13 protein-coding genes and 1 pseudogene are annotated in these 15,928 nt (G+C 64.3%); 10 read left to right on the top strand and 4 right to left on the bottom strand.

From position 1 onward, the window contains the following. Positions 1 to 20 precede the first annotated feature (20 nt). The 6 genes from QQ992_RS28080 (at position 21) to QQ992_RS11450 (ending at position 5,353) form a co-directional block, all read left to right on the top strand. Positions 21 to 776 carry a methyl-accepting chemotaxis protein gene (locus QQ992_RS28080; protein ID WP_433963117.1) on the top strand — a complete coding sequence of 252 codons (756 nt, stop codon included), beginning with the start codon at positions 21 to 23 and terminating at the stop codon, positions 774 to 776. A 95-nt stretch (positions 777 to 871) separates the two neighbouring features. Next, on the top strand, positions 872 to 1,888 hold the full coding sequence (locus QQ992_RS11470) for an ABC transporter substrate-binding protein (RefSeq protein ID WP_286113435.1): 1,017 nt from the start codon (positions 872 to 874) through the stop codon (positions 1,886 to 1,888). Beyond that, positions 1,885 to 2,733, top strand: a complete 849-nt coding sequence (locus QQ992_RS11465; protein ID WP_286113434.1) for an ABC transporter permease — start codon at positions 1,885 to 1,887, stop codon at positions 2,731 to 2,733. The genes QQ992_RS11470 and QQ992_RS11465 overlap by 4 nt, the downstream gene beginning before the upstream one ends. 69 nt (positions 2,734 to 2,802) lie before the next feature. Next, complete coding sequence (locus QQ992_RS11460) at positions 2,803 to 3,666, top strand: LysR family transcriptional regulator (RefSeq protein WP_286113433.1); 864 nt, start codon at positions 2,803 to 2,805, stop codon at positions 3,664 to 3,666. 124 nt (positions 3,667 to 3,790) lie between these two features. Then, the gene (locus tag QQ992_RS11455) at positions 3,791 to 4,708 is read left to right on the top strand and encodes an AEC family transporter (protein ID WP_019096669.1); all 918 of its coding nucleotides are present in this window, start codon (positions 3,791 to 3,793) and stop codon (positions 4,706 to 4,708) included. Positions 4,709 to 4,741: 33 nt separating this feature from the next. Then, positions 4,742 to 5,353 carry a cell wall hydrolase gene (locus QQ992_RS11450; protein ID WP_286113432.1) on the top strand — a complete coding sequence of 204 codons (612 nt, stop codon included), beginning with the start codon at positions 4,742 to 4,744 and terminating at the stop codon, positions 5,351 to 5,353. 15 nt (positions 5,354 to 5,368) lie between these two features. Here QQ992_RS11450 and QQ992_RS11445 read toward each other — a convergent pair. Next, positions 5,369 to 7,537, bottom strand: a pseudogene (locus QQ992_RS11445) (TonB-dependent receptor). Positions 7,538 to 7,795: 258 nt separating this feature from the next. Between QQ992_RS11445 and QQ992_RS11440 the strand changes: the two are divergent. After that, positions 7,796 to 8,647: a CAP domain-containing protein gene (locus tag QQ992_RS11440; protein WP_286113431.1), complete on the top strand. Its 852-nt coding sequence runs from the start codon at positions 7,796 to 7,798 to the stop codon at positions 8,645 to 8,647. A 148-nt stretch (positions 8,648 to 8,795) separates the two neighbouring features. Here the strand turns inward: QQ992_RS11440 and QQ992_RS11435 are convergent, their stop codons facing one another. Beyond that, positions 8,796 to 9,770, bottom strand: coding sequence for a GlxA family transcriptional regulator (locus QQ992_RS11435; RefSeq protein ID WP_286113430.1), 975 nt, complete (start codon positions 9,768 to 9,770; stop codon positions 8,796 to 8,798). Between the two features lie 105 nt (positions 9,771 to 9,875). Here QQ992_RS11435 and QQ992_RS11430 point away from each other — a divergent pair, with 105 nt between their 5' ends. Then, the gene (locus QQ992_RS11430; protein WP_060709616.1) at positions 9,876 to 10,487 is read left to right on the top strand and encodes a LysE family translocator; all 612 of its coding nucleotides are present in this window, start codon (positions 9,876 to 9,878) and stop codon (positions 10,485 to 10,487) included. A 9-nt stretch (positions 10,488 to 10,496) separates the two neighbouring features. On the opposite strand, the gene QQ992_RS11425 is transcribed toward QQ992_RS11430, so the two are convergent. Then, positions 10,497 to 11,696, bottom strand: coding sequence for an MFS transporter (locus tag QQ992_RS11425; protein WP_286113429.1), 1,200 nt, complete (start codon positions 11,694 to 11,696; stop codon positions 10,497 to 10,499). Between the two features lie 111 nt (positions 11,697 to 11,807). Beyond that, entirely contained in the window at positions 11,808 to 12,707 is a 900-nt protein-coding gene (locus QQ992_RS11420) for a LysR family transcriptional regulator (protein WP_286113428.1), read from the bottom strand. A 117-nt stretch (positions 12,708 to 12,824) separates the two neighbouring features. Here QQ992_RS11420 and QQ992_RS11415 point away from each other — a divergent pair, with 117 nt between their 5' ends. Both QQ992_RS11415 and QQ992_RS11410 read left to right on the top strand, forming a co-directional pair. Further along, complete coding sequence (locus tag QQ992_RS11415) at positions 12,825 to 13,175, top strand: cupin domain-containing protein (RefSeq protein WP_119369711.1); 351 nt, start codon at positions 12,825 to 12,827, stop codon at positions 13,173 to 13,175. Positions 13,176 to 13,394: 219 nt separating this feature from the next. After that, entirely contained in the window at positions 13,395 to 15,812 is a 2,418-nt protein-coding gene (locus QQ992_RS11410) for a glucose/quinate/shikimate family membrane-bound PQQ-dependent dehydrogenase (protein ID WP_286113427.1), read from the top strand. Positions 15,813 to 15,928 lie beyond the last annotated feature (116 nt).

Below are 15,928 nucleotides of genomic sequence, written 5' to 3'. Positions count from 1 at the left end.
CCAGTGAAACCAGCGCCGGCATGGAACAGCAGTACCGCCAGGTCGACCAGGTGGCCACCGCCTCGCACGAAATGAGCGCCACCGCCCAGGACGTGGCCCGCAGCGCGGCCCAGGCCGCGCAGGCTGCCCGTGACGCCGACCAGGCCACCCGTGAAGGCCTGGCGGTGATCGACCACACCACTACCAGCATCGATGCCCTGGCCGCCAACATGAGCGACGCCATGGCCGAGGTCCAGGGCCTGGCGCAAAACAGCGAGAAGATCGGCTCGGTGCTGGAGGTGATCCGCTCGATTGCCGAGCAGACCAACCTGCTGGCCCTCAACGCGGCCATCGAGGCTGCCCGCGCCGGTGAAGCCGGCCGTGGCTTTGCCGTGGTGGCCGATGAAGTGCGCAACCTGGCCCGGCGCACCCAGGAGTCGGTGGAAGAGACCCGCCAGGTGATCGAAGCCTTGCAGGCAGGCACCCGCGAAGTGGTCGGTGCCATGGACAACAGCCATCGCCAAGCCCAGGGCGGCGTCGAGCAGGTTGGCCAGGCCGTGACGGCATTGCAGCGTATCGGCCAGGCGGTGACCGTGATTACCGACATGAACCTGCAAATCGCCTCGGCCGCCGAGGAGCAAAGCGCGGTGGCTGAAGAAATCAACAGCAACGTGGCGACCATCCGCGACGTCACGGAGTCGCTGTCGGGCCAGGCCAACGAGTCGGCGCGGGTCAGCCAGTCGCTGAACAGCCTGGCCAACCAGCAGCAGGCGCTGATGGACCAGTTCCGCGTCTGAGGCAAGCAGGGCCGCCCCGTGCGGCCCTGAATACCGCTCAAACCTCGTCGTCTACACTTGCCTGCACCCAAGGCGCGGCAAACGACGAGGTCTGGATGAAGAAGATTTCAACACTGCTGGCCGGCCTTCTGCTGGCCGTAGGCCTGGCAAGTACTGACAGTGCCGCTTCGGCAGAACAACGCCCCCCCATCCATTTTGGTGCCATCGGCTGGGAAAGCGGCGCCCTCACCACCGAAATCCTGCGGCTGATCGTGGAGCGCGGCTACGGCTACCCTACAGACACCCTGCCCGGCAGCACGGTCAGCATGGAGGTGGCCCTGGCCCGCAACGACCTGCAAGTGATCGCCGAAGAGTGGGCCGGACGCAGCCCGGCGTGGGTCAAAGCCGAGCAGGCAGGCCAGGTATTCGCACTGGGTGATACGGTGAAGAATGCCGAGGAAGGCTGGTGGGTGCCTGCGTATGTAATCGAAGGCGACGCCGCTCGCAAACTCAAACCCATGGCGCCCGAATTGCGCCATGTCGACGACCTCAAGCGTTACCCGCAGGTATTTCGTGACCCCGAGTCGCCCGACAAAGGTCGCTTCCTGAACAGCCCCAGTGGCTGGACGTCGGAAACGGTCAACAGCCAGAAGCTCAAGGCATACGGCCTGGACACGCTGTACACCAACTTCCGCAGTGGCTCCGGCGCTGCGATGGATGCCGAAATCGGCTCAGCCATCCGCCGTGGCCAGCCGGTGTTGTTCTACTACTGGAACCCGACCCCATTGATGGGGCGCTACAAGCTCATACGGCTTGAAGAACCACCGTTCGATGCCCAGGCCTGGGCCACCCTCACCGATGCCAGCAACCCCAACCCCCAGGGCAGCCGTTCGCTGCCGGCGAAGTTGTCGATTGGCGTGTCCAAAGCCTTCCGTGAAGGCTACCCGGACCTGGTGACGGTGTTCGAACAGGTCGACTTGCCGATCGACCGGCTCAACAAGGCGCTGGCCGACATGAGCGAAAAACGCACGCCGCCGCGCGATGCCGCCCTCGCCTTCCTGCGTGACAACCGTGACGTCTGGAAGGCCTGGCTGCCCAGTGAAGTCGCCGCCAAGGTCGAGGGCAGCCTGTGAGCAACGGCTTCCCGCAAGCCTTGCAGTTTTCCTTTGCCGACAGCGTCAACCGGCTGGTCGATTGGCTGGTGCTGAACTACGGCGATCATTTGCGTAGTGTTTCCGACCAGTTGCTGCAACTGCTGGTAGGCCTGGAAAACCTGCTGCGCCTGTTGCCGTGGTGGCTGCTGTTGCTGCTGGTCGGCGTGCTGGCCTGGCACGCCAGCCGAAGCCTGCTGCGCAGTGCGATGCTGGTGTCGCTGCTGGCCCTGATCGGCATGCTCGGGCTGTGGGACAAATTGCTGCAAACCTTGGCCTTGGTGCTGGTGAGTACCGGCCTGTGCGTGCTGGTGGGCGTGCCGCTGGGTATTCTGCTGGCTGCCCGGCCACTGGCGAAGCGGCTGCTGTTGCCGGTGCTGGATGTGATGCAGACGCTGCCTGCTTTCGTTTACCTGATCCCGGTGCTGATGCTGTTCGGCCTGGGCAAGGTGCCCGCCGTGTTTGCCACACTGATCTACGCCCTGCCGCCGCTGGTGCGTTTGACCGAACTGGGCCTGAGCCAGATCGACCCCTCGCTGCTACAGGCCGCGCACGGTCTGGGGGCCAGCCGCTGGCAACGCCTGCGGCGCGTTGCCCTTCCGCTGGCGCTGCCGAGCATCATGGCCGGGCTGAACCAGTCGGTAATGATGGCCCTGTCAATGGTGGTGATGGCTTCGATGATCGGCGCCCGCGGGTTGGGTGAGGATGTACTGGTGGGGATCCAGACGCTGAATGTGGGGCAAGGTGTGGAGGCTGGGCTGGCAATTGTCGCGTTGGCCATGGTGATTGACCGGATCAGCCAGGCGTATGGGCGCAATGAGCGCTGAGCAGCCTTGTGCTGCGAAAGTGTCGGGCCTGACAATGCCCCCCTGACTGCCCAGCTTCGGACCCAACGCATGTCCCTCAAAGCCCTGCGCACCCTGGTAACCATCGCCCGCCATGGCACCTTCGCCCGCGCCGCCGACCTGCTCAGCCTCACTCCTTCGGCAGTGAGCCTGCACATCAAAACCCTTGAAGACGAATTGCAGGTGACCTTGTTCGACCGCAGCCGTCGGCAGGTGGTACTGACCGAGGCCGGCCAGTTGGCCGTGGCACGTGCCGAAACCATCCTGGGCGCCTATGACGAACTGGCCGACGCCCTGGCCAGCGGCCCGAGCCTGCGTGGCCGCCTGCGCCTGGGGGCCATCCACACGGTACTGGCGCGGCGCCTGCCCAGGGCGCTGGTCTGGATCAAGACCCACCATCCGCAATTGCATATCAGCGTGGCGTCGGGGATGTCGGCAGAACTGGCGCGGCGCGTGGAGGACGGCGAACTCGATGCAGCGATCACCACCGAACCGGTCAGCCCCTACCCGCAAAGCCTGGACTTCACACCGTTGTTCGAGGACCGCTTCTGGGCCATCGCCAGCCCGGAACTGGCCGGGCACAGCGTAGCCGAGTTGCTGGCCAGCCAACCGTTCCTGCGCTTCGATAAACGCGCCTGGGCCGGACGGCAGATCGAGCAGGAACTACGCCGGCAGCATCTACAGGTGAGCGAGCAGATGGAACTGGACAGCCAGGAGGCCCTGGCGCGCATGGCCGTGATGGGTCTGGGCGTGGCGATCATCCCCATGGCGGACGACGACCTGCAACGCCTGCCACCGGCCACCTGCCTGCCGTTTGGCGAACCGCAACTGACCCGGCGGGTGGTGTTGCTGGAGCATGAGAAAAGCCAGCGGCGGCATTTGAGTGCGGTGTTGAAGACGGCCTTGGAAGCGTGAGCGCCAACGGGCGCCGGCGCTTCAACAATGCATTTTTTCTCAATGGTCAGTGCAGAAAACAACGTTTTTACAAACCCTTTCTCACCCGTAGTCTGTGCGCGTACCCGACCACGGAACGTCGACCATGCTCCCGTTACTGCTGACCACCCTGCTACCGATCATCCTGCTGATTGCCCTGGGCACCTTCCTGCGCCTTCGCGGCTTTCTGGCCGAAAGCTTCTGGCCGGGGGCCGAACGCCTGAGCTACTACGTATTGCTTCCCTCGCTATTCCTGCACGGCCTGGCCACGGCGAACCTCGACGGCGTGCCAGTGCTGGGGATGGTCGGTGTGCTGATGCTGTCGACCCTGGCCGGGGCACTGCTGCTGGTGCTGTACCAAGGCGCAGTGAGCCATGACGGCGCCGACTTCACGTCGGTCTTCCAGGGCGGTATCCGCTTCAACAACTACATTGGCGCCACGCTGGCCGCCGGCATCTACGGCAGCGCAGGCATCGCCCTGGCCGCGGTGGCCAATGCCGCCATCGTGCCCTTGGTCAACCTGCTGTGCGTGCTGGTGTTCGCCCGCTTCAGCGCCCGCCACAGTTCACCGGCCACGGTGCTGAGGGCGATTTTCGCCAACCCGTTGATCGTCGGCTGCGCGGGCGGCTTACTGCTGCGGGTGACGGGGCTGGGCCTGCCGCCCGGCATCGAACCCACGGTCAAGGCGCTGGGCCAGGCCGCCCTGCCGATGGGCCTGCTGTGCGTTGGCGCGGCACTGGGTGGCGCCAGCCTGGGCCAGCAGGTGCGCCCGTTGATGGCGGCCTCGGCGTTCAAGTTTTTGGTCATGCCACTGACCACCTGGGGCTTGTGTCGCCTGGTTGGCCTGAGTGGCCAGGCAGCGGTCGTGGCGGTGCTGTTCCAGGCCCTGCCTACCGCCTCTTCGTCCTACGTGATGGCCCGGCAAATGGGGGGCAACGCCCCGCTGATGGCCACCATCATTGCTCTGCAGACCGTGGCCGCCGCAGCCACCCTGCCTTTGGTACTAATGCTTACGCTTGGCTAGACTGGTATCAGCCCCTCTTTCGGAAGCTTGCCCATGCGCCTTGCCTGGATCCTGATCGGCTTGACCTCGGCCCTGCTCGCAGGCCCCTTGCACGCAGCCGACACGGCCAAGGCCGCAGTGGCTGAAGACAAGGCCGAAGTGCTTGAAGAAAAGGTGGTGGAAGACGCCCCTCCTCCCAAGAAATCAGAAAAACTGACCCCAGGTGAAGCCCAGGCGGTCGATCCCGCCGGCCAGGCACCGCTGGACGACAGCATCACCTGCCTGGCCCGCACCATCTACTGGGAAGCCAAGGGCGCCGACGCCGAAGACATGTCGGCTGTGGCCAGTGTGGTGCTCAACCGCCTGGGCCACGATGGGTTCCCCGATACCATCTGCGGCGTGGTCAAACAGGGCGTGGAAACCAAGGCCTGCCAGTTTTCCTGGTGGTGCGACGGGCGCCCGGACCAGGTCGAGGAAGCGCAACGCTACGATGTGGCCAAGGAAATCGCGCGCAAGGCGCTTAACCAACAGTTGAAAGACCCCACCGGCGGCGCCCTGTACTTCCACGACCGCACCGTGCACCCCGACTGGGCCAAGACCTACCGCAAGACGGCGCAGACCACGCATTTCCTGTTCTACAAGCCGAACCAAGCATTAGCCCGTTGACGCATTGCCCTTGAATCAGAAATCGATGCTGCCTGAAAACTTGACCAGCCGTGGGTCACCCTGGGTCAGGTAGCCACCGTTGGCCGACGCCCAGTAGTTCTTGTCGGTGAGGTTCTCCACGTTCACGCGCAGGGTGACCGCCTTTTCCTGCACCTTGAAGCTGTAACGCGCGCCCACATCGAAGCGGTTCCAGGTCGGCAGGCTGAGCGTATTCGACGGGTTGGCGTACTGCCCACCGGTGCGCAGCATGCGGGCATTGAGCGCCACGCCTTGCAAGCCCGGCACATCCCAGTCGACGCTGGCATTGAGCTGGAAGGTTGGCACCCCGACGGCATGGTTGCCGTCGTCGGCGCCGTTCAGGGTCTTCTTCAACTCGGTATCCATGCGCGTACCACCGGCCATCAGGCGCAAGCCCTGCACCGGCTCGCCGAACACGCTCAGCTCGATACCCTTGTTGACCTGCTCGCCATCCTGGACAAACACATTGCCTTGCACAAAACCATCGGTGGGCCGCTCGATGCGAAATACCGCAAGGTTGGCGCCGAAGCTCTGGTAATCAAGCTTCACACCCGCCTCGACCTGCTTGGTCTAGGCCGGTGGGAACACTTCACCCACGTTGACGATACCCTGCCCCGAGGCCGTCGCGCCCTGGGCCAGGCCCTCGATGCGGTTGGCGTACAGCGAAATAGACGGGTTGACCTTGTAGACGATGCCATACACCGGGGTGGTAACCGATTCGTCGTAGAACGCGTTGCGCCCCAGGTCTGGCCCTTCGCCATCGTAGGCGTACCCCTCCACCCGCAGCTGTTGGCGGCGCACACCGACGGTGACCAGTAAAGTGTCGTCGAACAACCCCACGGTATCGGACAGCGCGATACTGCGGTTGCGGGTTTTACCGGTGACCCCGGGGTCGTCCAGCTTGCCCCCGGTAAACGTCGGCGTGGTCGGTCTGGGCAACGGGTCGGTGTGGTAGATGTTCGTATCTTGCGCGTTGTAGAAGACGAAGGCGTTTTCCTGCTGGGTCCAGATACTGGCGGCGCCGAGGTTCAGCTGGTGGCTGACCGGGCCAGTCTGGAAGCGGCCATTGATGCCGCCCATGAGGGTGGTGTTGTCTTCATTGTGAGGGATCTCGGAGCCGGCGATGGTGGCAGCGCCGCTGGCCGCGTCGGTGAGAATCGGCGTGCCATAGAAGCCGTTCTCGTGGGTGTGCTTGACGCCGCCAGCCAGGTAGGCGCTCCAGTTGTCGTTGAAGTCGTAGTCGCCCCGCACCATGCCGAACGTGTCTTCGGTCTCGGTCCAGGACCAGTCCTGGCCATAGTTGTGATCGGCATCCGGTGCCCTTGGGATGTCGGTGAGGCCGGCCCCCAGGCGCACGCTGTTGCGCAGGTGGTTGACCCGTTGTTTCTGGTAGCCGATGTCGGTGGACAGGCGGAAATTGTCGCCCCGGTAATCCAGCCCGACAATGAACAGCTTGCTGCGCTGGTGCTGGTCGTCCACGGCGGTTTCGCCTTCGCGTTGTGACAGGTTCAGGCGCACGCCGAAGCGGTTGTCTTCGCCAAAGCGCTGGCCAAGGTCCAGGTGTTCGCCAAGCCTGCCGTCGCTGCTGATGTCCTGGGTATAACGGCGGGTGGGCGTGTCGCCGGCACGCTTGGGTTGCAGGTTGACATTGCCACCTAGCCCGGTACCGGTGGGGCTGGCGCCATTGAGGAAGGCGTTCGGCCCCTTCAACACCTCCACACGCTCGATGGCATCGGTGGAAATCATCTGCCGGGGCAGTACGCCGTACAAGCCATTGAACGCCACGTCATCGCCATTGAGCGGCAGGCCACGAATGACGAACACCTGCGACTGGTTGCCAAACCCGAACGACTGGCGCACCGACGGATCGTTGAGCAACACGTCGCCGACGTCTTCGGCCTGCTGGTCCTCGATCAGTTGCGAGGTGTAGCTGGTCATGGTGAACGGCACATCCATCATGTCCTGGTTACCCAGGATACCCATCTGTCCACCCCGGGCTACCTGGCCGCCAGCGAAAGGTTCCGGCGGCTCGCCCTTCGGTTTGGCCGCCGCGGCGTTGATGGCAGTGGCATCCAGCTCGATAGCGCCGTCGGCCGCCTGGGCAGCGACGGCAACGGAACAGCAGAACGCGAGCAAGGTCGATTGATACGCAAAGACACGTGCCATGCAGGCCTCCGGGTCATGGGTGATGGCCTTCCTGGCAGGCTGGGAACAGTTAGCGTTTGAGTATTGTTTCTAGCCGATGTTACGAATGATTACCAAGTGATCGCACTTTTGTGCCGACCAGTGGTCTACTCCCTCTTTTGCCGCCCGCAACGATTGCCGGCGTTTTCATTGCTTTGCACCCGCCAGGGGCCAAAAGCCCCGGGCTTGTGTAGGATGAGCAGCGCATACCTCGACGCTGCCAGTCATAGGGAGATCCACATGCGCGTCCTGTCATCCGTTGCCGCCTTGTCGCTGGGCCTGGTCGTCTCGACCGGGGCACTGGCTGTCACCGGCGAAGAGGCGCAACTGATCGATTCGATCAATGTCTACCGCAGCCAGGCCCAGCCCTGCGGTGGCGAGGCGTCGCTGGAGCTGCCGCCGCTCAACAGCGACACCCGCCTGGCGCTGTCGCCAGAAGGCACCCGTGACCTGCAGCAGGCCATGACCCGCGCCGCCTACCCCATGGTCAACGTTCAGGCCATCAGCTTGTCGGGGCCACGCGATGCGCGCGCTGCCATGCACGCCATCGAAGAAAGCTTTTGCCAGGTGGTGCTCGACCCGCAGTTCGTCGATATCGGTGTCAGCCAGGAGGGCCGCGACTGGCGCATCGTACTGGCCCGCCCACTGCTCAGTGGCCGCCTGGGTGACTGGCAGGCCGAAGGGCAGAAGGTGCTGCAGGAAATCAACGCCGCGCGCAAGGTGCCGCGCCAATGCGGTGGCCAACCCTTCGCCGCCGCCCCCGCCCTGAGCTGGAGCACCGCACTGGCCGGCGTCGCCGCCAACCACACGCGGGCCATGGCCAACCAGAACTTCTTCGACCACATCGACAAGGAAGGGCGTACCCCGGGTGACCGGGCGGAACTGGCGGGTTACCTGTATCAGCAGATTGGAGAGAACATTGCGGCCGGGCGTGATACCGCGCACAAGGTTGTCGAAGGCTGGCTGCAGAGCCCAGGGCATTGCGCCACGCTGATGAACCCGGACTTCCGTGAACTGGGGGCGGCTTATGCGGTGGACCCTAAGAGTGATGCAGGGATCTACTGGACGGGGTTGTTCGGGACACCGCAGTAATCCGTCTGACGCGGTCCCTGTAGGAGCGGCCTTGTGTCGCGATGGGCCGCAAAGCGGCCCCGGCGATTTTGCCTTGTTGCCGAAATCCTGGGGGCGCTTCGCACCCCTTTCGCGACGCAAGGCCGCTCCTACAAAACCGCGCATTGCTTCAGGCAGGATTATTACCTGCCCGCAACGCCAAGGCCGTACACCCAAACCGCCGCCGCACACATTTGCCCAGGTAACTGGCATCGCCCAGCCCTACTTCATCGGCAATCTGCGCCAGGCTGTGGCTGGAATTGAGCAAGCGCCAGCGCGCCTGCTGCAAGCGCATCTCCAGCCACCAGGCCTTGGCGCTCATGCCGTGGCTGGCCTGAAACTGCCGGTCCAGCTGACGCCGGCTGATGCCAAGTTCAGCAGCCAGTTGCTCCACTGCCAACGGTGTCCCCAAGTGATGGCGCATCAGCGCTTGTGCCCGCTGCACCTGCCGGCCCTGCCCAGCGCCCAGTTCCAGCGAGCGTAGCGCATGGCGGCTGTCGCGGGTTTCGTCCACCAGCATGTCGGCCAGCCCCTTGAGTGCACGGGTTCGCCCGCAGGCCTGTGACAACAACGCCACCGCCAGGTCGATAGCCGCCGTACCACCTGCGCAGGTGATACGGCTGCCGTCGATGCAATACAGCTGCTCGCGCAGCACCTGCAACTGTGGGAATGCTGCACGAAACTCGGCTTCGTGGCGCCAGTGCACCACCACCTTGTGCCCTTGCAGCAGCCCGCAGGCAGCCAGCAGGAACGCGCCGTTGTCGACCCCTACCAGCTTGACCCCGGCTTTGCCGGCCCGCCTGAGCAAGGCCTGGTAGCGCGGCGCCAACGCAGCAGTGGCCATGGCATTGCGCCCGCCGAACACAACCAGATAGTCGAAACAGGTCAGATCGACCTGGCCGGCATCGGCCTCGACCTGAACCACCGCGCCACTGCTCGATGGCACCGGGTCGAGGCCGAGCCCTGCCACGGTCCAGCTGCAGTAGCGCTGCTGACTGTAGTCTTCGTCATCGGCGCTGAAGCGCAACTTGTCGAGAAAGGCGCCGAACGGCAACAGGGCAAAATCCGGTAACGGCAGGATCAGCAAACGGATATCAGGCAGCATGGTGTTGCGTCCAGAAACGACTGTTCAATGTCCAGATACTACCCTTCGTGGGCGTAGTTCGCGCCATAAACTGGCACCCTCCACACCAACAAGGCACTTGCGCAAATGGCACTCGACACCTGGCTCATCTACCTGCTGGCCAGCATTGGCCTGTCACTGACCCCAGGCCCCAACAGCTTGCTGGCCCTGACCCATGGTGCCCTGTACGGCGCCCGGCGAACGTTGTTCACGATCGTTGGCGGGGTGTTCGGCTTCAGCGCCCTCATCGCCCTGGCGATGTTCGGCCTCAGTGCCTTGCTGCAAACCTCGGCCTCGGTGCTGAGCGTGCTGAAATGGGTGGGGGGTGCTTATCTGGTCTGGTTGGGTATCCAGCTGTGGCGCAGCCCGGGGCTGCACCTGGAACTGAACGAGCGCAGCGCTCGGCTTGGCAATGCCGGCCTGTTCCGCCAAGGCTTGTTGTCGGCCATGGCCAACCCCAAGGTGCTGCTGTTCTATGGGGCCTTTCTGCCGCAGTTCATCGACCCGCAACGCGGCTTGATGCTGCAGTTCGTGGTGATGGCGGCGACCTTCGCCAGCGTCGAATTCCTGGTCGAGTACCTGCTGGCGCGGTTGGCATTTCGTATTCGGCCTTGGCTGGCCAAGGGGGGTAAAGGTTTCAACCGTTGCTGCGGCAGCCTGTTTGCCCTGATCGGTGTGGCGCTGCCGCTTGGCCGATGACCCCCCTTGTCAGTTGCCCCGGGCCTTGAACAGGAACACCAGCAATGCCAGGCCGGGCAAGCCTGCGCCCACCAGTGCCACCCCCTGCCAGCCGAACTGGCTGAACAGCGCACTGGCTACCGCCGACCCCAGTGCCCCGCCCAGGAAGATGCTGGTCATGTACACCGCGTTCAACCGCCCGCGGCTGGCCGGGTCCAGGGCATACACTTCGCGCTGGCCAATGACCATGTTCATCTGCACCGCAAAATCCAGCAGCACACCGGTAAGCCCCAGGCCGATCACGCTGTAACCCGGCGCAGTCAGCCCCAGCAACAAGGCCGCCGGTGCCAGCAGCAGGGCCAGCAGCGAGCCGGCCCGAGCGTGCCCGGCATCGGCCAGGCGGCCAGCCAAGGGCGCGGCAACGGCCCCCACCGCCCCCACCAGGGCAAACACGGCAATCTGGCTCTGCGACAGGCCATGCTCACCCGCCAACGCCATCGGCACGGCTGTCCAGTACAAGCTGAACGCTGCAAACATCAGTGCCTGGTACAACGAGCGTTGGCGCAGCAGCGGATAACGGCGCAACAGGGTAAGCAGCGACAACATCAACCCGGCATAGCTGGCCTTGTGCTCGGGCCGACGCTGCGGCAGGGTCAGCGCCAGCAGCAGGATGATCGCCAGCATCACCCCGGCGGCGCCAATGAACACGGCGCGCCAGCCGAAGTGGTCGGCCACCAGGCTGGACAACGGCCGCGCCAGCAGGATACCCAGCAACAGGCCGCCCATGATGTTGCCCACTACCCGGCCACGCTGCGCCTCTGGCGCCAGGTGCGCTGCCAGTGGAATGAGCATCTGCACCGCCACTGAGCTGAACCCGATCAACAGCGCATAGCCCAGGAACAGCTGGCCCTGGCCGCTGCTGCTGGTGCCCGCCAACAGCAGGCTGACGCAAGCCAGCACAGCGGTGCCGACCATCAACCGGCGGTTTTCCAACAGGTCGGCCAGCGGCACCAGCAACAGCAGCCCCAGGGCGTAACCCAACTGGGTGAGAGACACGATCAGGCTGGCATGTTCGGTGGACAGCCCAAGGTCCGGCGCGATCAGGCCGACAATGGGCTGGGCGTAGTAGATGTTGGCAACGATCGCGCCACAGCAGAACGCCAGCAGCACGACCAGGGCCCGGCTCAGGCCGGTGGCTGCGGGCTGCGCGGCGGCAAGGGAGGGATTCATGCGAGGTTCCTCGGCAAGGGGTGGAATATGCCGGCTACCTTACCCAGACGCCTCAGTGCAGAGAATCCGCTGCTGGCGCAACGCGGCTTTGCACACTGCGCAATGCCGCGCCTACCGCTCCAGCAGCGCTGCGCAAAAGTCGATGAACGCATTCACCCGCCGCGAGCCACGGTGGTTGGGCAGGTACAGGGCATTGATGCTGTTGTTGGCCGTGCCTGGGCTGACCTGCCAGTCGGGCAACACCCGCTGCAGGCGACCGGTCAGCACATCCTCGCGTACCAGCCAATCGGCCAGCAGTGCGATGCCGCTGCCCGCCAGCGCGGTTTCACGCAACATGTCGGCATTGGCGCTGCGCAACGGCCCGGTTACGTTCAGCTCCAGGTTGTCCTGCCCGCGCGCCAGGCGCCAGGGCCGTGCCTTTTGCCCGTAGCGGAAGCGCAGGCAGGCGTGCTCCAACAGTTGCCGGGGGTGTTGCAGCGGGTCACGCCCGGCCAGGTATGCCGGGCTGGCCACCAGCCAACGCTCGAAGCGGCCAAGTTGGCGGCACACCAGTTCGTCATTGGGCGAGGGGTCGCCCAGGCGAATCGACAGGTCATAACGGCCGTCCAGCAGGTCATCCAGCCGGTCGCTGAGGTCGATGTCCAGCTCCAACGCCGGGTGCCGCGCCAGAAACAGCCCCAGGTGCGGGGCGATGACCCGCCTGCCGAACTCCACCGGCAGGCATAGCCGCAAGACACCTACGGGCTCCTCGCCACGGTCGGCAACACTGGCATCGGCCTCGTCCAGCGCCTCGAAAATGCTGCGGGCCCGCTCATAGTACCGGGCTCCGGCCTCGGTCAGGCTGACCTGGCGCGTCGAGCGATTGAGCAACGAGGCGCCCACGGCCGTTTCCAGGGCATCGACGAGGCGGGTTACCGACGACGTCGCCAGCCCAAGCCTGCGTGCAGCCGCAGAAAAGCCCTGGGCATCGACGGTAGCTACGAACATCTTCATCGCCAGGAGTTTGTCCATCTGCTGCACGTCTTCCAAAACTCAGAAAGTTCTTACAAACCGCAGGGCGGGTCAAGAAGCGCGCTACGCGGCGATTGCGTCCATAGTGGAACCACTCCCATTCAAGCGAGGCTTCCCATGACACCCAGCAACCTGCTGACTGCCCTGCCACCGTGCGACCCCACCAGCGCCGAATGTATCGATGAACTGCTCAGCCGCCCAGGCCTGCGTGTGGAGCGTATCGTCTCCAGCGGCCAGGCCAGCCCGCCCGGGTTCTGGTACGACCAGGCCGAAGGCGAGTGGATCGTGCTGCTCAGTGGTGCTGCCGGCCTGCGTTTCGAACATGAGCAACACACCCGCCTGCTGAAGCCGGGCGATTGCCTGGACATCCCGCCGCACTACCGCCACCGCGTGGAGTGGACTGCCCCCGGAATGGCCACTGTCTGGCTCGCCGTTTTTTACAGCAACAGCGCGCCTTGGCCAGTGTGACTACGGCCAAACGCCAACTCGACCAAAGTATGAATGCAAAATTATTAACCAACTTGAACATATCGTTTAATGCATTTTTAAGCACATGTTCTAGACTTTTAGCCACATCTTCGCAAGTTCAGCCCTGCGACAATCAGCCTCACAAAATTATGTACCAACTTGTTAATTAGCAAGCTAAGGGCTTAGACTGCGCGCATTCCACCTGCTGAGATCCCTGGCATGAACGAAACACCGCGCGCCTCTGGCGCCACAAACATCCTCCTGGTTGGCCTGGGCGTAATCATCGCCCTGCTCGGTCTCCTCCTTGCTGCTGGCGGCGTCAAGCTGGCCGGTTTGGGCGGTTCCTGGTACTTCCTGATCGGCGGCCTGGCCATGGCCATCGCCGGTGTACTGATTGCTCGGCGCAAGCAGGCAGGCGCCTGGCTGTACGCGGCATTCCTGGTGGGTACCGCCCTCTGGGCGCTGATCGACGCCGGCCTGGTGTTCTGGCCGCTGTTCTCGCGCCTGTTCATGTTCGGCGCAATCGGCATGGTCGTGGCATTGGTCTACCCGCTGCTGGCACGTGCCAACGGCGCCAGCACCGGCCGCGGTGCCTACGGCGTTGCCGGGGTAATGGCCGTGGTGCTGGTGATCGCCGCCGGCAACATGTTCGTTGCCCACCCAAGCGTTGCCCCCACTGGCAACGGCCCGGGCATGACCCCGGTCGAAGATGGCAAGCAGCAGAAAGACTGGGCCCACTACGGCAACACCGAAGGCGGCAGCCGCTTCGCCGCGCTGGACCAGATCAACCGCGACAACGTCAACAAGCTGAAAGTGGCCTGGACCTACCACACCGGTGACGTGGCCATCAGTGACGGCAACGGTGCCGAAGACCAGCTGACCCCGCTGCAGATCGGCAACAAGGTGTTCATCTGCACCCCGCACAACAACCTGATCGCCCTGGATGCCGACACCGGCAAAGAGCTGTGGAAGAACGCAATCAACGCCCAGTCCAAGGTCTGGCAGCGTTGCCGTGGCATGGCGTACTTCGATGCCACCGCCGCCATCGCCCAGCCGACCCAGCCGAACAGCTCGCCGATTTCAGTGGCAAGCGTGCCGGCCGGTGCCAACTGCCAGCGTCGTCTGCTGACCAACACCATCGACGGCCGACTGATTGCTGTCGATGCCGACAACGGTGAGTTCTGCCAAGGCTTCGGCAACAACGGCCAGGTGGACCTGAAAGCGGGCCTGGGCAACGTACCGGACTCTTACTACCAGCTGTCCTCGGCACCGCTGATGGCCGGCACTACCGTGGTGGTTGGCGGTCGCGTTGCCGACAACGTCCAGACCGACATGCCAGGCGGCGTGATCCGTGGCTTTGACGTAATCACCGGTGAAATGCGCTGGGCCTTCGACCCGGGCAACCCGGAAGACCGCCAGGCACCGCAGGGCGACAGCACCTACGTGCGCAGCACCCCGAACAGCTGGGCACCGATGTCCTACGACCCGGCGATGAACACCGTGTTCCTGCCGATGGGCTCGTCGTCCACCGACATCTACGGCGTGGAGCGCAGCAAACTGGACCACACCTACGGCGCTTCGGTGCTGGCTTTGGACGCCACCACCGGCAACCAGAAGTGGGTATTCCAGACCGTTCACAACGACCTGTGGGACTTCGACCTGCCCATGCAGCCGAGCCTGATCGACTTCACCAAGGACGACGGCCAGTCGGTACCTGCGGTGGTGATCGGCACCAAGGCCGGGCAGATCTACGTGCTCGACCGCGCCACCGGCAAGCCGCTGACCCAGGTCGACGAAGTACCGGTCAAGCCAAGCAACATCCCGAACGAGCCGTACTCCCCAACCCAGCCGAAGTCGGTGGGCATGCCGCAGATCGGCGCACAAACCCTGACCGAGTCGGACATGTGGGGCGCCACCCCGTATGACCAGCTGCTGTGCCGCATCGACTTCAAGAAAATGCGCTACGACGGCCTGTACACCGCGCCGGGCACCGACCTGTCGCTGAGCTTCCCGGGTTCGCTGGGTGGCATGAACTGGGGCAGCATCTCCACCGACCCGGTGCATGGCTTCATCTTCGTCAACGACATGCGCCTGGGCCTGTGGATCCAGATGATCCCGTCGCAGAACAAGGGCGGCGCGGCTTCCGGTGGCGAAGCACTGAACACCGGCATGGGCGCTGTACCGCTCAAGGGCACCCCGTATGCGGTGAACAAGAACCGCTTCCTGTCGGTCGCCGGCATTCCGTGCCAGGCCCCGCCGTTCGGCACCCTGACCGCTATCGACATGAAGACCCGTCAGGTGGCCTGGCAGGTTCCGGTGGGCACTGTTGAAGACACCGGCCCGCTCGGTATCCGCATGCACCTGCCGATCAAGATCGGCCTGCCAACCCTGGGCGGCACCCTGTCGACCCAAGGCGGCCTGGTGTTCATCGCCGGCACCCAGGACTTCTACCTGCGCGCCTACGACAGCAGCAACGGTAACGAAATCTGGAAGGCCCGCCTGCCAGTGGGCAGCCAGGGCGGCCCGATGACCTACGTCTCGCCGAAGACCGGCAAGCAGTACGTGGTGATCACCGCTGGCGGTGCTCGCCAGTCGACTGACCGTGGCGACTACGTGATTTCTTACGCCTTGCCGTAAGACCGCGTCGCCTGCTTCGCGGGCAAGCCCGCTCCCACAGGATACTCACTGCCCTTACGAACTGTGCAGTCCTTGTGGGAGCGGGCTTGCCCGCGAATGGCCCTCAAAAATAATTC

It is taken from the genome of Pseudomonas kurunegalensis (assembly GCF_030291635.1).
GTDB lineage: Bacteria > Pseudomonadota > Gammaproteobacteria > Pseudomonadales > Pseudomonadaceae > Aquipseudomonas > Aquipseudomonas monteilii.
The sequence above is the reverse complement of the archived record's forward strand: the minus strand, read 5'-3'. Positions and strand labels throughout refer to the sequence as shown.